Origin of the sequence: Bradyrhizobium sp. CCBAU 53351 (genome assembly GCF_015291745.1) — a bacterium.
Lineage (GTDB): Bacteria > Pseudomonadota > Alphaproteobacteria > Rhizobiales > Xanthobacteraceae > Bradyrhizobium.
Window position 1 is genome coordinate 2,480,680 of the sequence record NZ_CP030059.1, and the last position, 20,163, is coordinate 2,500,842.

Sequence of the window (20,163 nt, forward strand, 5' to 3'; positions counted from 1 at the left end):
ATTTTACGGGGATCAGGCATCCGCTGCGATGCGGTCGAGCCAAAGTCGTGCTTGGCGCGACATATGTCGGGCAGGACTGCTGTCGGGCAAAACTGCTATGGGAACCGGATGAGGCCGGGCCGCCTGTGCCGGACAGGCATTCCGCAGGGAAGTATCTCAGTATTATGTTACCGATCTGGATTGTAGCGGCCGACCGCCGCGGGTGGGACGAGAAAAACGCGCGTATGTGGGGTGGATCACACAGGCGCCCGTATGACTGCGGTATGTTGAACAATTTTGCACCCCCCGTCGAACCGTCCGCCGTATCGACCCGACCAACTTTGCGAGACGGCAATTGAGCGTGACACAGGCGGCTTCGGACGAGGTCCTGATCGCCAGGATCGCTCAAGGTGACCGGCTCGCCATGCAGGTGCTGTACGGGCGGCATCATGTCAGGGTGTATCGTTTCGGGCTGAGGCTCGTGCGAGACGAGCAGGCGGCGGAAGACCTCATCAGCGAGGTGTTTCTCGACGTCTGGCGTCAAGCCGGCAAGTTCGAGGGCCGATCCGCCGTTTCCACCTGGCTGCTGGCAATTACCCGGTTCAAGGCCCTGTCTGCGCTCCGGCGCAGGAAGGATTTCGAACTGGACGAAGACGCCGCGAACGCGATTGAGGACACGTCCGACAATCCGGAAACGGTGGCTCAGAAGAAGGATACCAGTGAAGCGTTGCGAGGGTGTCTGACGGGCCTCTCGCCGGAACACAGGGAAATCGTCGATCTCGTCTACTACCACGAGAAGTCCGTGGAAGAGGTGGCCGAAATCGTCGGGATACCCGAGAACACTGTTAAGACGCGCTTGTTCTATGCGCGCAAGAAACTGGCCGAACTGCTGAAGGCAGCCGGCGTTGAGCGAGGCTGGCCATGATGGCTTTGAGCAAGAAGATGCTGGAGCAAGAGCCCAGTGAAATTGAACTGCTGCTGCCCTGGCACGCTGCCGGCACGCTGAACGCGCGCGATGCGCGCCGTGTCGAGGAAGCGCTGGCGCGCGATCCCGAGCTCGCCAAGCAATATGCCGTGATCCGCGGCGAATACGAAGAGACCATTCATTTGAACGAGAGCTTGGGCGCTCCGTCGGCACGCGCGATGCAGAAGCTGTTCGCCGCCATCGACGCCGAGCCGGCGCGGGCGATCGGCTCGCTGCCGCTGTCGGCGCGCATCTCGACCTTCTTCGCGAGCCTGTCGCCGCGTACGCTGGCGTGGTCGGCAAGCCTTGGCGCCGTCGCGCTCGTGCTGCAGGCCGGCATCATCGGCGCCGTGCTGATGAAGAACCAGCCCGCGACCTTCCAGACCGCCTCGCTCTCGACCAGCGCGCCGATCACGCGCGAGCTTGGCAGCGCAACCGCGCCGGCCCGCGCGCTGGTGCGCTTCACGCCCGAGGCGCGCGTCTCCGACATCACCGGGCTGCTCGACAGCTACCAGGCCTCGATCATCGGAGATGCCAAGGGCGGCATGTTCCGTCTCCAGTTCGACAAGGCCATGAACCGGGACGAGCTCGCTTCGCTGCTCGGCAGGATGCAGCGCGAGAAGTTCGTCAACCTTGCCGTCGCGGCGCCCTAGGCGCGCCGCCGAACCGATGACGGGCAAATCCGAGAGCAGGGTGCGCGCCGGGGCCTACGCTTCATCGGTCGGCGCTGCGCTTCTGATCGCCGCCTGTCTCGGCGTCGAGGTTGCACAGGCGCAGGCGATCATGCGCACGCCCACGATCAGCGTGCCCTCGCGAACGCCGACCATCTCCACGAACATCACCCCGCGGGTCAGTCCCAATATCGCCGCGCGCGCGGTCAGCGTCGGCCGCGGCCCGCGGACGATGGCCACGATTCCCCACACCACGACGTCGCGCATCCGGCCGACGACGACGGTGCTGCCCTATGCGCACTACTCGCCGAATCTGTACCCGGCCTGCACCGCGCCTTATCGCGATGCCGATGGCGAATGCCTGGCGCAGCCGAATGCAGGCGGCGGTGGCTCAGCCAAATCCGGCAAGAAGAGCGCCGGCAAGGGCCGGGGCGATGCCACGCCAAGCGCCGCCAATGTGCGCAGCTTCGCCAACGAATTCGTGGCGGAGATCGACGGCACGCTGTCGCCTGGCGATGCCGACGCGCTTGCCCGCCGGCACGGCCTGACGCGCGTCTCCTCGGAGAATTTCCCGCTGATCGGGGCGACGTTCGGCCTTTTCCGCATCACGGACGGCCGACCGTACGAGACCGTGAAACGCGAATTCGCGGCCGACGGCAGTGTCCGCTCGGTCCAGCCGAACTTCCGGTATGTGCTCCAGGACCAGAAATCGACGACGCAGAGCGAGGGCGATCCGGCGCAATATGCCCTGGCCAAGCTCCGCCTGCCGCAGGCGCATACGCTGGCGCACGGCGCCAACGTCACGGTGGCCGTGATCGACTCCGGCATCGACGCCAAGCATCCCGAGCTGGCCGATTCCGTCTCCGACAATTTCGATGCGCTCGGCAGCGCCGAGGGGCCGCACGTCCACGGCACCGGCATCGCCGGCGCGATCGTGGCGCATGCCCGCCTGATGGGCAGCGCGCCCGAGGCGCGCATCATCGCGATCCGTGCCTTTGGCGGTGCCAATGGCGGCGCCGAAAGCTCGTCCTACATCATCCTGCGCTCGCTGAATTACGCCGCCGAGCACGGCGCGCAGATCGTCAATATGAGCTTTGCCGGTCCAAAGGACGCGGTGATCGAGCGCGCCATCGCGGCGACCGCCGCGCGCGGCCTCGTGCTGATCGCGGCCGCCGGCAATGCCGGCGCGAAATCGCCGCCGCTCTATCCGGCGGCCAATCCCAACGTGATCGCGGTCAGCGCGACCGACCAGCAGGACAGGCTGTTCACCGCGTCCAACCGTGGCAATTACATCGCCGTCGCAGCGCCCGGGGTCGACATCTTCCTGCCGGCGCCGGACGGCAAATACCAGATGACCTCGGGAACCTCGTTCTCGGCCGCCTATGTCTCCGGCGTCGCGGCGTTGCTGCTCGAGCGCAACTACGCCCTGAAGCCGGAAGCGTTGCGCATGACGCTTTCGAAGACTGCGCGCGACCTCGGCTCGCCCGGGCGTGACGAGCTGTTCGGCGACGGGCAGGCCGATGCATTTGCCGCGGTCATGGCCGTCCCCGCCGACAACGCGACGCCGGTCGCGGCTGCGTCCGGTACAACAAAACGTGAAGATGCCGGCAAGCGTCGCGACGAGCCCAATAGCCGCGCGATCGAACAACCCTCGCTGTCGAGCGCGGATGATAAAGCCACGGTTTCTCAGGCGGATAGGCCGGCGACGCGCTAGCGGCTGCGGCAAAGCTGCGCGGCAGAGCGAAGCTCAAAAAAGCGAACCCCCCGTTGAACGTTCAGCCCGCTGCCACGACCAAATTATGTGGGAGCGGTCATCCCTCCCCATCAGTCATATCAGGCGCGAGCGCCCATCCACCCCAAGCGCCCATATGGCTCGACCCGTCCGGTTGTCCCCCCGGACGGGTCTTTTCTTTTTGGGCGTCCGATTTTTGAAACTCTGCATGCGTTCAGCTTTCGGTTGAAAGGTCGCGTCGGCATTCCGGCCGCCGCTCGAGCAACACGCCGCAAGCCCGCTATGCTTGTGCGAAGCTTGACGCGAAAACGCAGTAAATCTCCGCACGACTACGGAGTTTGGCGACGCGCGGGGTGTCGTTGCTGGACAAGTCAAAACTTTTCCACAAAATATTCATGTCGCTTCTAAATTGATTCGTGTGCGTTGCGTCCCCGCGTCCGTGTTCTCTCCTGACGGGCTGGTCTATGACACTTCGCCAAGAATCTAACGGCGCGTCTATTCGCGCCGTGGCCGTTGGCCGCGACGTCGCGGCGCGCTGGTGCGCTCTCGCCGAGCAGCGGCTGCAGCATCTCTCCGAAATGTTCGAGACCGGCCGCTGGCGCCGTTATCATTCCGAGATCGCATTCCTCGAAAACATCCAGGAAGCCAAGCGCGCCGTCCAGACCTGGCGCGCGCTCGCAACCGGCGGGGACGTCGCGGAGGCAGCCGCGAGCGTGACGCCGGCATTCGGTTGGTCGCCGGCGACCATGCCCCGCGTATTTCCGCGTGAGCAGCAGGCGCAGGCCGTGCAGCCCAAGACCCTGCAGCCAAAGGCCGTCCATATCGCCTCCGAGACCGCCGTGCCGGTCAGGCTTGATCCCAAGCCGAACGTTCTTGCCGAAATCACCGAAGCCCCGCTCGCGCCGCTCGCCGCGCCCGTAGCGTTGGCGTCATTTACCGCGCCGGCCGAGGTGCCACCGCTCAGGGCTCCCGCTGCGAGGGCCCCGCTCACTGCACCCGCCGTGAGGTCACCGCTCGACACGCCCGCCGCAATGGCTCAGTTCACCGCGCCGGACGTGAAGCCGCCGCTGGCGGTGCCTGCCGCGAAGCCGCCCAAGGCCGCGCCTGCCGCGATGGCGGCGCTCTTGCCGCAATTCACCCCGCCGGCCGAGGAAATCGTCGCAGCCCCCGAGCGCGTCGTCGAATTCACCTTCAGCCTCGACGGCCTGGAAGCCAAGTACCCGCTGCTGCGGAACGCGTTCTAAGAGACGCTCAGCAAGGGATTGCATCCGTCATCCCCGCGCAACCGCGAAGCGGTTGTCGCTGGAGGTGCGAGGCATGGGACGCAATGCGTCCCATGGGGAGCCTCGAAGGATGAACGGCCTGGCTGCCAGCCGCGCCTACCTTCGGACCGCATTTCCACCGAGCACCACCTGCGCAAATCGCTGCGCGCCCTCTGCCGACAGATCCGAGGTCACGGCACGCGCGTGATCGAGGCCGACGACGGCGCCGCGCGGGGTCTCCGAGATCATGTTGTTGTTGACGAGCGCAATGCCGGCGCCCGGCACGATGGAGACGCCGATTCCGGCCAGGGCCTTGCGGATCACGTTGCCCGTGATCGCGACGTCGCGGAGATATTTGCCCCAGCCGGCGACGATGCCGTAGGACGGCGCGTTCTCGATCACGTTCCCGGTCACGGACGAATCCGCCTCGATGTAGATGCCGACGCCGGCATCGTCATCAGGCGCGGTGCCGATCGGCCGCTTCGGAATCAGATTGCGGATGATGTTGCCCTGGACCACCGCGATGCGGCCGCCCTCGTTGAAATTGCAGACGGAGACGCCGACGGCCGCGCCGTCCACAATGTTGTTGGCGATCACCGCGGCTTCGAACGCGAACTCGGAATAAAGCGCGACCTCGCGCACGTCGCTGACGCTGTTGCCTGATATTTGGATGTTCGAGGCGGAGTTGCCGCGCACGGCCGAGTAATCACAGTTCTTGATGCGATTGCCGCGCACGATCACGTTGCCGGCGCGGAAAGCATTGATGGCGTTGCCGTACTGGCCGGAGCCGCCGGGGCCCGCCTTGATGTTCTCGATGCGGTTATCAGTGACCAGCGTGCCGTCATCGCCGATCGCCGTGCGCAGGATCTCGATGCCGTTGTCATTGGTGCCGAGAATCGTGTTGCGGGAGACGTTGAGGCCCTTGGCATCGAACGACACCACCGCCGTCACCGCGATGTCGGTGAAGATATTCCCGGCGATCTCGCCGGAGACCTGCTCGAGCCAGATGCCGCTGCCGCCCGATCGCGTGACCTCGCAGTCGGTGATGCGGACGTCGCGGCCGCCGAGAACATGGATCAGTCCGCGCCGCGTCGGCAGCGGGATGCCGGCGCCGTCGAAGGTGAGGCCGGTGAGGCCGATCGCATCGGAGCCGTCGCTCTGGATCGCCGAAGCTCCACCGGTGAAGATGAGTTTCGTTGCGCCGCGCACGCCGATCAATTGTGCGCCGTTCGGCAACCGCAGCAGCCCGCTGCGATAAACGCCGGGCGGCAGCGCCAGCGGCATCTGCGCTCGCGCCGCCTCGTCGATCGCACGCTGCAGCGCGCGTGTCTGATCTTCGCTGCTGCCGGGTCGCACGCCGTATTGCGTGGCATCTCGGCCGAGCAGGGACGCCAGCGGCGCCGCGCGCGCGGCGTCGGCCGGCATGGCCAGCGCACCGGCGATGCCGGCAGTGGAAGCTCCGATGAGGTGGCGGCGATTGAGGTCCATGACGCGTCCTCCGCGCGGATTAGGTAGCGCAGGGCCGACGCGGGCGCGGGGATTGTTCGCGGTAGGGTTAAACGTTTACCGCGGCGGAGGTGCCAGCGTGTTCCGTCGCTTCCTTGCCAACCCCACCATTTCCATCAGCATGGCCTCGCCGGCATCAACGAGTTCCTCCAGCGTGATCCGGGCTGCGCCCTTCCGTCGCACCGCGCCGCTGCGCCCAAGCAGAGGGATGTGGATGAACGCCGCAAGCTGCGGACCACCGGCCTTGACGTTCTCGATCGCGCGCCAGCTCAAATAGTTGCAGAGATAGGCGCCGGCATCGCGCGAGGACCGTGCGTCGATGCCGGTGAGGCGCGCGGCGCGCAGCAGCCTTGCCGTGTGCGGGCCGAACGCCATGGCGTCCGCGGTGCCTGTGATGCCGCGCTTGCTCGAACGGGTGTTGGCGGCATCGGGCCAGAGCATGGTGACGGCGTTGCGCGCGCGGGTCTCGATGCGCAGGTAAGGCGTGCGCGCGGCGAGGCCGAACATCAACAGCGCATCCGGCCTCACTTTCGCGAGCGCGTCAGGCAATTGCCGATCGACCGCGGCGTAGGTGACCGGGAAGATGTGGCTGAACAGCTCGACATCGTCGAGCGCTGGCCGGCGCAATTGCGCGAGCCGCGCCACCAGCGGCTGGGTCGGGTTGTAGGGCGCGCCGGGAAACGGCCCGAAGCCGGTGAGGAGAACGCGGAGCCTGTCGCTCATTGCAGCAACTCCAAAATCTGCTCGGCGGCGAGGGCCGGGGTGAGGTGGCCTTCGGCGACTTCAGTCTCGATCTTCTTCACCTTGGTGCGAACCGATGCCTCGCTGCGCAGCCGCGCCAGCATGCGTTGCTCCAGCATCGACCACATCCATTTCACCTGCTGCTCGCGACGCCGCGCGGCGAACTCGCCGGAGGCATTCATCGCCTTGCGGTGGTCGAGGACTTTCTGCCAGAGCTTTGCGATGCCGTCGCCGGTCAGCGCCGAATAGGTCTCGACCGGCGGGTGCCAATGTTCGGACCGGGGACTGAGAATGTGCAGCGCGCCGCGATAGTCGGCGGCCGTGACCTTGGCGCGCTTGAGATTGTCGCCGTCGGCCTTGTTGATCGCGATCATGTCGGCGAGCTCGACCAGGCCCTTTTTGATGCCCTGCAATTCGTCGCCGCCGCCCGGCAGCATCAGCGCAAGGAAGAAGTCCGTCATGTCACAGACCGCGGTCTCGGACTGGCCGATGCCGACGGTCTCGACCAGCACGACGCCGAAGCCCGCCGCCTCGCACAGCAGCATCGCCTCGCGCGTCTTGGCCGCGACGCCGCCGAGCGTGCCCGAGGACGGCGAGGGCCGGATGAACGCGTCGCTGGAGGCGGACAGCCGCGCCATCCGCGTCTTGTCACCGAGGATCGAGCCGCCGCTGCGCGCCGAGGAGGGATCGACCGCGAGCACTGCGACCTTGTGGCCCTGTTCGATGAGATACGTGCCGAGCGCATCGATGGTGGTGGATTTTCCGACGCCGGGCGATCCCGTGATGCCGACGCGGAATGCCTTGCCGGTGTCCGGGAGCAGCATCTGCACCAGCTCGCGCGCCAGCGCCTGATGGTCGCCGCGCCGGCTCTCCACCAGCGTGATGGCGCGGGCGAGGGCCGCGCGGCTGCCGGCGCGGAGCTCCTTGGCGAGGGATTTGATGTCGAGCGAGGCCTTCTTCTCAGTCATGCCCTGCTTTACAACGCCGATGCGGGGCAGGCGAGGGCCGCTCGCCTCAAATCACCTGCTTGTTGCTGCCGCGGCTTGCGCCGGTTTCACCTTGCGCCAGGCCCAGACCATCACCGGCCAGAGCAGGGCGCCGATCGCCATCGACGCGAGGATGGCCGCGACGGGCCGCTCGAAGAACGGCAGGATACTGCCGTCGGATTTGATCAGCGACGTGACAAAGGCCTGCTCGACCATGGTGCCCATGACGATGCCGAGCACCATCGCAGCGACGGGATAGCCGTTCGCTTCCATGACATAGCCGATCACGCCGAAGGCGGCGACGGTGACGACGCCGAACATGTTGTTGCCGATCGCGAACGAGCCGACCGCGCAGCACAGCATGATGATCGGCATGATGGCCGCGCGCGGCGCCAGCAGGATGTAGGCGGCGACCCGGATCATGGCGATGCCGAGCGGGATCATCAGGATGTTCGCGATGATGAACATCAGATAGATCGCGTACATGCTCGACGCTTTCTCGGTGAAGAGCGTCGGGCCGGGATTGAGCCCCTTCATGTAGAGCACGCCGATCGCGATCGCGGCGATGGTGTCGCCGGGGATGCCGAACAGCAGCGAGGGCACCCAGCCGGAGGCAATGCTGGCATTGTTGCTGGCGCCGGCCTCGACCAGGCCTTCGACATGGCCGGTGCCGAACTTTTCCGGCTCCTTGGAGAAGCGCTTCGACATCGCGTAGGACACCCAGGCGGCCATGTCGGCGCCGGCGCCCGGCAGCACGCCGATGATGATGCCGACGATGTTCCCGCGCGTCATCTGCCAGTGATACTGCTTGGTCAGCTTCCACTGTCCCGCCATGATGCTTCCGAATTTTCGGCGCGGCAGGGGCGGCGGTTCCGGCGTGAGCATCGCGCGCATCACCTGCGCCACCGCGAACACGCCGACCAGCGCCGGGATCGGCTCGATGCCGCCGAACAGATCGGTGAGGCCGAAAGTGAAGCGTGGGACGCCGCCGGGATTCTCGATGCCGACGCAGGAGACGAGCAGGCCGATGAACATGCCGGCGATCGCCTTCACCGGCGAGGAGCGCGCCACCAGCGTGGCGCACATCAGGCCGAGCAGCGCCAGCCAGAAATATTCGAAGGTCGAGAACGACAGCGCGATCTCGGCGAGCGGTGGCGCCAGGATCATCAGCGACAGCACGCCGGCGATGCCGCCGACGGCGGAGAACCACACGCCGGCGCCGAGCGCGAGCTCGGCCTGGCCCTTGCGCGTCATGGCGTAGGCTTCATCGGCATAGGCGGCGGAGGCGGGCGTGCCGGGAATACGCAAGAGCGCGCCGGGAATGTCGCCCGAGAAGATCGCCATCGAGGAGGCCGCGACGATGGTCGCGATCGCCGCGATCGGCGACAGGTAGAAGGTGACGGGAACGAGCAGGGCGGTCGCCATCGTCGCCGACAGGCCGGGCAGCGAGCCGATCACGAGGCCGTACACGGAGGCTGCGACCATCGCGATGATGACCTCCCAGGTGGAGATCAAGGCGAACGCTTCAATCAAGGTCTTGAGCATGGGGAATTACCAGGGCGTCGGCAGCAGGCCGGCAGGAAGCGGCACACGCAGCAACTTGCCGAAGATGAGGTGGATGGCGAAGGGCGAGAGCGCCGCGAGCGGCAGCGCCAGCTTCCACTTGGCCCCGAGCGCGGTCGAGGTGACATAGACCATGATCGCCGCGGTGATGATGAAGCCGAACCGGTCGGCTGCAAACACGTAGAACAGCAGCAGCGCCGGCGGCAGCAACGCGCGCAGGCCGTAGAGCTTGCTCTGCGGCGGCGGAGCTGCGGCCTGGCCGTCCTCCAGCGGGATCAGCTCTTCCTCTTCCTCGAAGGAGTGGCCGATCCCGAACACGATCGCGAGCCCGCACAGCGCGAGCCCGCTGCCGATCACCAGCGGAAACACGTTGGGGCCGACCGGCTGGCCCGGCACCGGCGGCAGGATATAGCCGCCATAGGCGGCCGCAGCGCCGAGTGCGACGAGAAACGATCCCGTGATGGAGTCGGGAAGACGCATGGAGAGAAGTCCTGTGAGAGAAGTTCTCTCTCTCCCCGTATGCGGGGAGAGAGTGGGGTGAGGGGAGTCTCCGCGACAACGGTGAGAGTTGGACTCGTGGAAGCTCCCCCTCACCCGAATTCGAGCGAAGCTCGAGTTCGACCTCTCCCCGCAAGCGGGGCGAGGTGAAAAAATCAAGCCTTGCTGAGGCCCGCCGCCTTCATCGCCTCGCCCATCTGGGCGTCGCCCTTGTCCATGAAACCGGCGAACTGGGTTGCATCGCCCCATACGGTGCCGAAGCCGCGGTTGCTCATGAAGTCCTTGAACTCGGCGGACTCGTAGACCTTCTTCAGCGCCGCGGTGAGCTTGGTTGCGATCTCCGGCGGCAGGCCCTTCGGTGCGCCGATGCCGCGCCAGGCGCCGGTCGCGTAGTCGATGCCCATCGCCTCCTTCAGCGTCGGCACGTCCTTGAAGACCGGATTGCGCGCAGGCGCCATGATGGCGAGGCTCCTGGCCTTGCCGGCCTCGATGATGGCGCGCGCCTCCGGAACCGAGCACGTGGTGAGATCGAGGCCGCCGGCGGCGAGATCCTGCATCGCGGGCGCGGCGCCGTTCGACGGCACCCAGGCGACCTGATTGGCGGGCAGGCCCATCGCCTGCATCCAGCCGACCAGCGCCAGATGCCAGATGCCGCCCTGGCCGGTGCCCGAAGCCTTGAACTTGCCGGGAGGGGCGGCCTTGATCGCCTCGGCGAGCTCCTTGACCGTCTTGTAGGGCGAGGAGGACGAGACCTGGATGCCCGGGGGATCCTCGTTCATGAGGGCCAGCGGTGTGTAGCTCTTCGGCGTCAGCTCGGTGAGGCCCTGCCAGTGCATCATCGAGATTTCGACGGTGAGCATGCCGATGGTGTAGCCGTCGGGCTGCGCGGTCGCGATCGCGCTATGGCCCACCACGCCGGAGCCGCCGGTGCGGTTGACCACGTTGAAGGGCTGGCCGAGGTCCTTTTCCAGCAGCGCAGCGACGATGCGCGCGGTCGCATCGGTGCCACCGCCGGCGCCCCAGGGCACGATCACGGTGACCGGACGGGCCGGATAGGCTTGTGCGAGTGCCGGCTTGAACCCGAAAGCGGCGGATGCCGCGACGGCGGCGGTCGAAGCCGCAAAGGTGCGGCGCGAAATCTTGGACATTGAATGCCTCCCAGCGGCGCCCGTGACGTCGGGCGCTCTTGTCAATGACGACATTCTAGTCGGCTTTGCAGCGCCGCCGCAAGGTAGCGCTACCAACGAGATCGACATGTTGTGTGAAAACCGCATGCCCATCGGATGTGCAATCGGAAATCGGGTGGGTTTTGTCTGCGCGCCCCACCAACCTGAGCGCGCAATGGATGACAAGAGGCAAGCCACACACATGACCCAAGCCTATTACAGCGCCGTGCTGGACCGCCCGCTGGACCAAGTCTGGTCGCTGATCCGGGATTTCAACAATTATCCCGCCTATATCGACGGCGTCAGCGAGAGCGTGATCGAAGACGACAAGCCCGGCGATGAAGTCGGCGCCGTCAGGCGCTTCTGCTATCTCGGAAACTGGATCCGCCAGCGCCTGGTCGATCATTCGGACCGCAAGCACACCCTGACCTATGCCGGCCTCGAAGCGCTGCCCTATCCGCAAGATGACGGACGTCAAGCGCCGGCACCGACACGCTATCAAGGCACCATGCATCTGCGCCCGATCACCGAGGGCGATCGCACCCTCATCGAATGGTCGGTCGCCCTCGAGACCGAGCCCGCGGACGCTGATCGCTGGCAGGCCCTGTTTACGTCCTGGATTCCGGATTGGACGGATTCACTTGCGCGGACGTTGGCGCGGACCCAACCGCGATCCGGCTAGTGATCGCTCACGGCTCGTCCGCATCGCCCTTCGGCCGCGCGCCGCCGAAGATGCGGGTGCCTTCCGCCGCCAGGTAAGGCTTCAGCGTCTCCCACGGCACGAAGGCGACATACTCGCCTTCGGCATAGGGGCCGACGGCGTAGGGCGGATAGTGGAAGGTGAGGCCGGAGCTCTTGCCGGCTTCGGTTGACGGCGCGAGCGTCACCGCACCGACCTTGAGCAGGCTCGGTTTCAGCTCCTTGAACCATTCGTCGGTTGCGGTCTCGCCGGCGTCGCGCTTCTTCTTCTCGGCTTTCAGCCAGGTGACGATGGCTTTCACCATCGCCTTCATGGTCGCGCCGTTGTCGGCGGTCTCGGTGAAGAACGGGCGGATCGAGATGCGCTTGTTGTCCACCTTGTCCCACAGGATCGTGTTCACGTCCGAATTGGGATGCGCGCCGCGAGTATTCATGTAGTCGTCGCGCAGGATGCTGACATAGCGATCGGCGACGACCGAGCGGATTGAGTATTTGCGCTCAAAATCCCAGCCGCCGTCTTTAAAGAACTGCGGATCGGTTTTGCGCGCGGCGGCAGCTTCGGCCGCATTCTTGTCGAGCCACTTTTTGCCTTCGGCGAGGCAGTCCGCCGCCAGTGCCGCATCCGCCTTGATCTTGTCGTCGAGGAAGAGGCGCGCCTCGATGCTCTTGGTCTTGATGACGGTGTCGGGCTTGGGGTCGGCGGCGTGGGTGGGACCGAACAGCGCGCTGCAAATCGCGGCAACAGCGAGCGCGCGCATGAAACCTGGCGCGAGAAACATCACGCAAACCTTTCTTGCCGGAAAATAGACGGCGAAGCTACTCCGCCGCCTCGCTATGCCCGAGCCGGGTGTTCAGCTTGCGGATCAACTCCTCGGCGGCCTCCGCGATCACCGTGCCCGGCGGGAAGATGGCTTCCGCGCCTGCGGCATAGAGCGCATCGTAATCCTGCGGCGGCACCACGCCGCCGACGATGATCATGATGTCGTCGCGGCCCTGCTTCTTCAGCGCTGCCTTCAGCTCCGGTACTGCGGTCAGATGGGCGGCGGCGAGCGAGGAGACGCCGAGGATGTGCACGTCGTTCTCGACCGCCTGCCGGGCGGCTTCATCCGCGGTGGCAAACAGCGGCCCGATATCGACATCGAAGCCGATATCGGCAAACGCGGACGCAATCACCTTCTGGCCGCGGTCGTGGCCGTCCTGGCCGATCTTGGCGACCAGGATGCGCGGGCGGCGGCCTTCCGCTTCCTCGAAGGCGTCGATCAGCGCCTGAACCTTCTCGACCTGGTTGCCCATGCTGGACGCCTCCCGCTTGTAGACGCCGGTGATGGATTTGATCTCGGCGCGGTGCCGGCCGAACACCTTCTCCATCGCGTCGGAAATTTCGCCGACGGTCGCCTTGGCGCGCGCAGCATCAATCGCGAGCGCCAGCAGATTGCCGTTGCCCTCGCCGGCCGAACGCGTGATCGCGGCGAGCGCGGCATCGACGTCCTTCTGATTGCGCTCGGATTTCAGCCGCGTCAGCTTGTCGATCTGCAGGCGCCGGACGTTGGAATTGTCGACCTTCAGGATCTCGATCTTGTCCTCGTCGGTCGGCTTGTACTTGTTGACGCCGATCACCGCCTGCTTGCCGGCGTCGATCCGCGCCTGGGTCTTGGCTGAGGCTTCCTCGATGCGCAACTTCGGCAGGCCGGCCTCGATCGCCTTGGCCATGCCGCCGAGCTCCTCGACCTCCTGGATGTGGCCCCACGCCTTGGCCGCGAGGTCGCGCGTCAGCCGCTCGACATAATATGAGCCGCCCCAGGGGTCGATGATGCGGGTGGTGCCGCTCTCCTGCTGCAGGAACAGCTGGGTGTTGCGGGCGATGCGCGCCGAGAAATCGGTCGGCAGCGCCAAGGCCTCGTCGAGCGCGTTGGTGTGCAGCGACTGGGTGTGGCCTTGCGTTGCCGCCATCGCCTCGACAGTGGTGCGCATCACGTTGTTGAAGACATCCTGCGCGGTCAGCGACCAGCCCGAGGTCTGGCTATGCGTGCGCAGCGACAGCGAGCGCGGATCCTTCGGGTTGAAGGGTTTCAGGAGCTTCGCCCAGAGCAGCCGCGCGGCGCGCAGTTTTGCCACTTCCATGAAGAAGTTCATGCCGATCGCCCAGAAGAACGACAGGCGCGGCGCGAAGCGGTCGACATCCAAGCCTGCGGCAAGTCCGGCGCGCAGATATTCGACGCCGTCGGCGAGCGTATAGGCGAGCTCGAGGTCCTGCGTCGCACCGGCCTCCTGCATGTGATAGCCGGAGATCGAGATCGAATTGTACTTCGGCATCTTCTGCGAGGTGTACGCAAAGATGTCCGAGATGATCCGCATCGAGGGCGCGGGCGGATAGATATAGGTGTTGCGCACCATGAACTCTTTCAGAATGTCGTTCTGAATGGTGCCCGACAGCTTCTCCGGCGGCACGCCCTGTTCCTCCGCGGCGGCGACGTAGAGCGCGAGGATCGGCAGCACCGCGCCGTTCATGGTCATGGACACGCTCATCTGGTCGAGCGGAATGCCCGCAAACAGCGTGCGCATGTCGTAGATGGAATCGATGGCGACACCGGCCATGCCGACGTCGCCGCCGACGCGCGGATGATCGGAGTCATAGCCGCGATGGGTCGCGAGGTCGAAGGCGACCGAGAGGCCCTTCTGTCCCGCAGCCAGGTTGCGGCGATAGAAGGCGTTGGAATCCTCCGCCGTGGAGAAGCCGGCATACTGCCGGACGGTCCAGGGCTGGTTGACATACATGGTCGGGTAGGGGCCGCGCAGGTACGGCGCAATGCCCGGATAGGTCTCGAGGAAATCGAGCCCGGCAAGATCAGCCTCGCCATAGGCGGGCTTCACCAGAATGCCCTCGGGCGTCAGCCACGGCTCGGCGCTGCCCGCAGGCGCGGCGGTGGTAGCCCTTGCGAAGGCGATGTCGGCAAAATTCGGAATGCGGCTCATGGCTTCAACCATATCATCAATCATGATCCGGATGCTGATGGCTGACGATGGTCGCCATCTTCTCCGGTCCGTAATTCTGCTGCGTGGTCTGGCTCGGCAAATTGGCGATGCCGACCACCCAGCCGAGGCGGGATTCCGTGCCGAACTGGCGCGTCGGGATCACCCGGTCGGGGCGATCGAACGCGCCTGTCATGATCTCGATCCGGTCGCCGTCGATGCGGCCGAAGCTCAGCGGCGTGCCGCAGGCGGCGCAGAAGCCGCGCTCGGCGATGGTGGAGGAGCGGAAGAACGACGGCTGTCCCCTGGTCCAGGCGAAGTCCGTCTTGTTGATGTCGGCAAAGGAGGCGAAGGGCGCACCGGCCGCCTTCTGGCACATGCGGCAGTGGCAGATCGAGACCCTGTTCGGCGCCGTCGTGACACCGAAACGCACCGCGCCGCATTGGCAGCCGCCGGTGAGAACGGGTTTGCTGGTGTCGGTCATGCCTGCTCCATCCGTCGATAGGCGTCTTGCAGCGTGGCAAGCGCATCGCCTCCCGCGAAGACAAAACCCGTGACGCCGGCGGTCCGCAGCGCCGCCTCGGCTTCCGTCGGGCGGCCCGCCAGATAGATATGTCGGCCGCCCGCGGTTTGCAGGGCCTTCGCGGCAGGTTCCGCCTGATCGGCGTAGACCTTGTCGCTGGAACACAGACAGGCGAGCTCGGCGCCGGAAGCCTTGAAGGCCGCAGCCAGCTTCGCCGGATCGGCAAAACCTTCGCTGCCCGTGGCCTCGATGCCGCCGGCCTCGAAGAAGCTCTTGGCAAAGGTCGCGCGCGCCGTGAAATCGGCGGGCGTACCAAGATTGGCCAAGAACACTTTTGGCCGCACGCCACGCGCTTTCAGCGTCGCATCGGATTTGTCGCGGAGCGCCTCGAACGGTTCCGCCAGCCGGATCGGCGGCAGCGGATCGAATTTATATTTCTGCTCGCCATAGGGGGCGAGCGCGACCGGCGTCGCCTTCAGGACGGTAGCTTCGCTTTCATGCAGGTTCGGAAACTCGCTGGCGCCGGTCAGCACGTCGCGGCGTTTTGCGATGTTGGCGTCACGCGCTTTTCGCGCGGCCGCGACCTTGCTCTGGAACAGGCCTCGCTGAAGCGCGGCAAAAGCGCCGCCGGCCTTCTCGCTCTCCTGGAACAGGGCCCAGGCGGCTTCGCAAAGCTGCGCGGTCAGCGTCTCGATGCCGCCGGCGCCCGCTGCGGGATCGCTGACCTTGGCGAGGTTGCTTTCTTCCAGCAGCAAAAGCTGCGTGTTGCGCGCCACGCGGCGCGCGAACGGATCGGGCAACCCGAGCGCCAGCGTATGCGGCAGCACGGTGATCGCGTTGGCGCCGGCGAGGCCGGCAGCAAACGTCGCGATGGTCGCGCGCAGCATGTTCACATAGGGATCGCGCTGCGTCAGCATGCGCCAGGCCGTATCGGCAGCGATGAACAGCGGCTTCGGCGTCAGCCCGCACGCTGTTTCGATACGCGCCCAGAGCAGCCGCAGCGCGCGGAATTTGGCCATCGTCAGGAACTGGTCCGCGTCGGCGGACAGCCGCGCGTAGACCATGCCTTGCGCCTGCTCGAGCGGAATACCGGCGCCTTCGATCGCGCGCAGATAAGCGATGCCGCAAGCGAGCACGAAGGCGAGCTCCTGCACCTCGGAGCCGCCGGCATCGTGGATCACGCGTCCGTCGGCGGAGGCGAACGGTCCCTTGAAGCCGAGCCCGGCGAGGCCCTTGATGGCACCGGTGATCGCGGGAGCGATCTCTTCCCACGTGTAAGGGCTGTGGCCCCACACCGCGCCGGCCGCGAGCGGGTCGAGCCCGAAGCGAATGTTGCAGGCCGCGGGATCGAGGCCCTGGATCTTCACGTATTCCGCGACATGGATCGCCGCCATCCGTGACTGCGGACCGATCTGAAGCTCCAGGCCGATGCCGGCATCGAGATGAATGTCCTTCAGGACCTTTGCGACCGCGTCGGCCGAAGGTTCCAGCCCGAAACCGTAAGCGCCGTTGGCGCCGGCGAACACCAGCGCGAGCCCGGTCGCGCCGTTCTCCAGATCCTGCAAGGCCTGCGCATTGGCGAGCGCCGCATCGGGATGGTCGATCCGCTGGATGATTTGCCAGGGCGCGGCCGCAGCCCGTCCCGCCACGGGCGCGACACCCTTGGCGCGCGGATAGAGCGGATCGATCTTGAGTCCGTCATAGGTCTTGCCGACCAGTTTCTCGAACGGCGCGCCCTTCAGCACGCCATCGACCAGCTTGCGCCAGTCCTCGACGGTCGCCTTGGGAAAATCCGCCGCCAGCGGCAGGTCGTCAGTCACGGAGGTCATGCGGCGAGGGGCTCCCAAACGTCTTGTTATTCGCGGGGCGAATTTGCCACGGCGGACCGTCCCTGCAAACGGTCGTTTTTGGTTAACCGGTATCCGGAAGCCGCTCAATGCCTTGCGTCGAGACGCTGGCGAGCCCGTCGCGCAGACGAATGCCCGAGATCACGCGGTCCGGCGCGATCTCGGCCAGCGGCACCAGCACGAAGGCGCGCTCGAACAGGCGCGGATGCGGCAAGGTCAGGTCGGGCTTCTGCAAGGACACATCGTCATAGGCGATCATGTCGAGATCGAGCGTGCGCGGGCCCCAGCGCCGATCCTTGTCGCGCGTGCGGCCGAACTTCTGCTCGACCTTCTGCAGCACGAACAGCAGCGCGTGCGGATCGAGGCCGGTCTCGATCTCGACGCAGGCATTGATGAAGGGGGCCTGATCCTCGTCGCCCCAGGGCGGCGTCGCGTAGTCCGAGGACCGCGCGATCAGCGCACCCTGCGCCATGCCGCAGATATGGGCGATCGCCTTGGTGAATGTCCCGCGGACATCGCCGACATTGCCGCCGAGCGCGATCAGCACGCTTGCCATCTTATGGATGCCGCGAGCGCGTCAGCATGATGCCGACATCGTTGAAGATCGCGGCGATCGGCGCATGCGGCTTGTGCACTGTGATCTTCACGGCGCGGATCCGCGGGAAATGCGACAGGATGGCATCGGCCACCGCGCCGGCGGCGCGCTCCAGAAGCTTGTAATTGGTGTTCTTGAACGCCGCCGTCGTCGTCGCCACCACGTCGGCATAGGACACGGTGTCGGCGAGCCGGTCGCTGCGCGAGGGCTCCGAGAGATCGGTATAGAGTTCGAGGTCGATGACGAAGCGCTGGCCGACTTCGGTCTCGTGATCCATCACGCCGTGGCGGGCATGGATCGACAGGCCAGTGACGAAGATCGTGTCGGTCATTACTTGCCCTCTGGCTTGCCCTCGATCGCGTGCGCGACCCGCAGGGCCTGCAGGGTCTCGGCGACGTCATGGGTCCGGATGATCTTGGCGCCGCGCTGCGCGGCGATCAGATGCGCGGCGATCGAGCCGGCGAGACGCTCCGATGGCTCGGACGGCGACACCGAGGCGATGAAGCGTTTTCGCGAGGCGCCGACCAGGATCGGCAGGCCGAACATCTCGAATTCGCGCAAGCGCGCCAGCGCGGTCATGCTCTGCTCGGCGGTCTTGCCGAAGCCGATGCCGGGATCGAGCACGATCTTGTCGCGGGCGATGCCGGCCTTGGCGGCGATATCCAGCGAGCGCAGGAAGAACGTCTTCATGTCCGTGACGATGTCGATGGCGGGATCGGCGTCGTCGCGGTTGTGCATGACGATGATGGGGACGCCTCTTGCGGCCACCAGCGGCGCCATGGCGGGGTCGCGTTGCAGGCCCCAGACGTCGTTGGCGATCGACGCGCCCTGGTCGAGCGCGAAGGCCACAACCTCCGCCTTCATGCTGTCGATCGAGACCGGCACGCCGAGGGCCGCGACGCCAGCCAGCACCGGCTTCAGCCGGGCGAGCTCGTCGCCCGCCGTGACCGGCTTCGCGCCCTTGTAGGGCCGGGTGGACTCGGCCCCGATATCGATGATGTCGACGCCGTCCGCGATCATCGCCCGCGCGCGCGCGAGCGCCTTGTCGGGCGTGATGAACTCGCCGCCGTCGGAGAAGGAGTCCGGGGTGACGTTGAGCACGCCCATCACCGCCGGGACAGGCCGTTCCAGCAGCGTCCGCAGCGCATCTGGCCCGGCCGAGCCGGCCGGGGAGACGGTTGGGGAGGGCGAGGCATTCATGCGGGTGGCTTTAGCGGTCGGGGAGGGGGAGTCAAGCGGGGTCGGGATGCCGAGGGCTACGAGCCTCGCTTTCCCGTCACCCTGAGGTGGCCGCTCCTTCAGCGGCCCTCGAAGGGCGACGGCCCGGCTGTCGAGGTGTGGCGGCTCATCCTTCGAGGCGCTCCACGGGACGCGCTGCGTCCCGTGCTTCGCACCTCAGCATGACGGGGAGAGGGCGGACCGATACGCCACAGCTAATACGTGATCTTCGGCTGCAGCTTCTTCGCCTTGGCGATGATGTCGCCGACCGACTTCTCGGAGGGCAGGATACGGAGCAGCTTCTTCTTCTCGTTGGCGTCGCGCATGCTCTGGGCCAGCCTTGCCGGATTCCGATAGGCGAGCTCGCGCACGGTGGTGACGCCGGCGGCGCGGACGAGGCCGACCTTGGCCCGGCCCATGCCGGGGATACGCATGTAGTCGGAGACGTTGGCCCATTCCAGCAGCAATTGCTCGCTGATGCCGGTCTTGGCGGACAGCGCCTTGCGGCCCTTCACCGTGCCGGCCGCCTCGAGCAGCGCGTCGGTGGTGCGGATACCTTCCGCCTTCAACTTGTTGGCGGCAAAGACCGACAGGCCCTCAATCTCGGAGATCGGATATGTCATGATACTCGATATGAAATGCCAAGGCTCAGGCGAAATAAGGCTCAGGCGAATTGGCTGAGGCCCGGCGTCCCCGCAACGATCTTGCCCATCTGATCCGCTCCGATTTTGTCTCGGCCGAAGCGGAAAAGTTCACGGGCGACGTTTTGAATCTCCGACATGCCGAGCCCCAGGCCCATCAGGCGCGTGCCGACCGCCATCAGGCCGCCGCCCATCAGCCGCGACAGTCCGCCGCCGCTCCTGGATGCCTCGATCGCGGCTTCCGCTCCGGGGATATGATCGATCAGGGCCTGCACGCTATCGGGAGGACCCTCGCTGCGGAGGAAGCCCAGGATGATGCCGACGGTCTTTTCAGCGACAGCACCATCTATGCTGGCGCTTGTCGCCAGCCGCCCGATCAGCTCGTCCATAAGGCCCGCCCCTCAGCCGGTTGTATGCCGGAGTATTGCTTTCGAAAATGATCTTGAGCCGGTGTGATGCGAAATACAAGCGATGAACGCGGGCCTCGCCGCGATTCACCTTCGAACGCGCAAAAGGTGTTGCAGCGTTGCAAGAGCGGAGATGGAATCGGCGAAAAATTGCCGCGTTGCGAACGGCTCGTTCCTACTTTTGGCTGATAGCAT

Annotated in this window: 20 protein-coding genes; 5 read left to right on the forward strand and 15 right to left on the reverse strand. The window is 66.0% G+C overall.

All coding sequences use genetic code 11. From position 1 onward, the window contains the following. Positions 1-334 precede the first annotated feature (334 nt). The 4 genes from XH83_RS11600 (at position 335) to XH83_RS11615 (ending at position 4,590) form a co-directional block, all read left to right on the forward strand. Positions 335-904 carry a sigma-70 family RNA polymerase sigma factor gene (locus XH83_RS11600; RefSeq protein ID WP_194407124.1) on the forward strand — a complete coding sequence of 190 codons (570 nt, stop codon included), beginning with the start codon at positions 335-337 and terminating at the stop codon, positions 902-904. After that, entirely contained in the window at positions 901-1,596 is a 696-nt protein-coding gene (locus tag XH83_RS11605; RefSeq protein WP_194407125.1) for a hypothetical protein, read from the forward strand. The genes XH83_RS11600 and XH83_RS11605 overlap by 4 nt, the downstream gene beginning before the upstream one ends. Positions 1,597-1,612: 16 nt before the next feature. Continuing rightward, positions 1,613-3,328: a S8 family serine peptidase gene (locus tag XH83_RS11610; protein ID WP_194407126.1), complete on the forward strand. Its 1,716-nt coding sequence runs from the start codon at positions 1,613-1,615 to the stop codon at positions 3,326-3,328. 524 nt (positions 3,329-3,852) lie between these two features. Next, complete coding sequence (locus tag XH83_RS11615; RefSeq protein WP_194407127.1) at positions 3,853-4,590, forward strand: TIGR03809 family protein; 738 nt, start codon at positions 3,853-3,855, stop codon at positions 4,588-4,590. Positions 4,591-4,725: 135 nt separating this feature from the next. Here XH83_RS11615 and XH83_RS11620 read toward each other — a convergent pair whose 3' ends face one another. The 6 genes from XH83_RS11620 to XH83_RS11645 form a co-directional block, all read right to left on the reverse strand. Further along, positions 4,726-6,096: a TIGR03808 family TAT-translocated repetitive protein gene (locus tag XH83_RS11620; RefSeq protein WP_194407128.1), complete on the reverse strand. Its 1,371-nt coding sequence runs from the start codon at positions 6,094-6,096 to the stop codon at positions 4,726-4,728. A 75-nt stretch (positions 6,097-6,171) separates the two neighbouring features. Beyond that, positions 6,172-6,837, reverse strand: coding sequence for a pyroglutamyl-peptidase I (locus XH83_RS11625; protein ID WP_194407129.1), 666 nt, complete (start codon positions 6,835-6,837; stop codon positions 6,172-6,174). Then, positions 6,834-7,823, reverse strand: coding sequence for a methylmalonyl Co-A mutase-associated GTPase MeaB (gene meaB / locus XH83_RS11630; RefSeq protein ID WP_194407130.1), 990 nt, complete (start codon positions 7,821-7,823; stop codon positions 6,834-6,836). Before meaB ends, XH83_RS11625 begins: the two co-directional genes overlap by 4 nt. A 51-nt stretch (positions 7,824-7,874) precedes the next feature. Beyond that, positions 7,875-9,386, reverse strand: a complete 1,512-nt coding sequence (locus tag XH83_RS11635) for a tripartite tricarboxylate transporter permease (protein ID WP_194407131.1) — start codon at positions 9,384-9,386, stop codon at positions 7,875-7,877. Positions 9,387-9,392: 6 nt separating this feature from the next. Next, positions 9,393-9,884, reverse strand: coding sequence for a tripartite tricarboxylate transporter TctB family protein (locus XH83_RS11640; protein ID WP_194407132.1), 492 nt, complete (start codon positions 9,882-9,884; stop codon positions 9,393-9,395). Positions 9,885-10,057: 173 nt separating this feature from the next. Further along, positions 10,058-11,050 carry a tripartite tricarboxylate transporter substrate binding protein gene (locus tag XH83_RS11645; protein ID WP_194407133.1) on the reverse strand — a complete coding sequence of 331 codons (993 nt, stop codon included), beginning with the start codon at positions 11,048-11,050 and terminating at the stop codon, positions 10,058-10,060. A 220-nt stretch (positions 11,051-11,270) separates the two neighbouring features. Between XH83_RS11645 and XH83_RS11650 the strand changes: the two genes are divergently transcribed. Then, a complete protein-coding gene (locus XH83_RS11650) occupies positions 11,271-11,750 on the forward strand; it encodes an SRPBCC family protein (protein WP_194407134.1) in 480 nt (159 codons plus the stop codon). 7 nt (positions 11,751-11,757) lie between these two features. Here the strand turns inward: XH83_RS11650 and XH83_RS11655 are convergent, their stop codons facing one another. The 9 genes from XH83_RS11655 to XH83_RS11695 all read right to left on the reverse strand — a co-directional run bounded on the left by XH83_RS11655 (position 11,758) and on the right by XH83_RS11695 (position 19,950). Then, positions 11,758-12,525 carry an RsiV family protein gene (locus XH83_RS11655; RefSeq protein WP_371746358.1) on the reverse strand — a complete coding sequence of 256 codons (768 nt, stop codon included), beginning with the start codon at positions 12,523-12,525 and terminating at the stop codon, positions 11,758-11,760. A gap of 58 nt (positions 12,526-12,583) precedes the next feature. After that, positions 12,584-14,740: a methylmalonyl-CoA mutase gene (gene scpA / locus XH83_RS11660; protein WP_194408230.1), complete on the reverse strand. Its 2,157-nt coding sequence runs from the start codon at positions 14,738-14,740 to the stop codon at positions 12,584-12,586. A 16-nt stretch (positions 14,741-14,756) separates the two neighbouring features. Further along, on the reverse strand, positions 14,757-15,221 hold the full coding sequence (locus XH83_RS11665) for a GFA family protein (protein ID WP_194407136.1): 465 nt from the start codon (positions 15,219-15,221) through the stop codon (positions 14,757-14,759). Then, the gene (locus XH83_RS11670; protein WP_194407137.1) at positions 15,218-17,089 is read right to left on the reverse strand and encodes a methylmalonyl-CoA mutase family protein; all 1,872 of its coding nucleotides are present in this window, start codon (positions 17,087-17,089) and stop codon (positions 15,218-15,220) included. The genes XH83_RS11665 and XH83_RS11670 overlap by 4 nt, the downstream gene beginning before the upstream one ends. An 82-nt stretch (positions 17,090-17,171) precedes the next feature. Next, positions 17,172-17,663, reverse strand: coding sequence for a 2-amino-4-hydroxy-6-hydroxymethyldihydropteridine diphosphokinase (gene folK, locus XH83_RS11675; protein WP_194407138.1), 492 nt, complete (start codon positions 17,661-17,663; stop codon positions 17,172-17,174). A 1-nt stretch (position 17,664) separates the two neighbouring features. Then, a complete protein-coding gene (folB, locus tag XH83_RS11680; protein ID WP_194407139.1) occupies positions 17,665-18,033 on the reverse strand; it encodes a dihydroneopterin aldolase in 369 nt (122 codons plus the stop codon). Further along, positions 18,033-18,902: a dihydropteroate synthase gene (gene folP, locus XH83_RS11685; RefSeq protein WP_194407140.1), complete on the reverse strand. Its 870-nt coding sequence runs from the start codon at positions 18,900-18,902 to the stop codon at positions 18,033-18,035. Before folP ends, folB begins: the two co-directional genes overlap by 1 nt. 233 nt (positions 18,903-19,135) lie before the next feature. Next, positions 19,136-19,543, reverse strand: a complete 408-nt coding sequence (locus XH83_RS11690; RefSeq protein ID WP_194407141.1) for a DUF4332 domain-containing protein — start codon at positions 19,541-19,543, stop codon at positions 19,136-19,138. A 41-nt stretch (positions 19,544-19,584) separates the two neighbouring features. Then, the gene (locus tag XH83_RS11695) at positions 19,585-19,950 is read right to left on the reverse strand and encodes a DUF2267 domain-containing protein (protein ID WP_194407142.1); all 366 of its coding nucleotides are present in this window, start codon (positions 19,948-19,950) and stop codon (positions 19,585-19,587) included. Positions 19,951-20,163 lie beyond the last annotated feature (213 nt).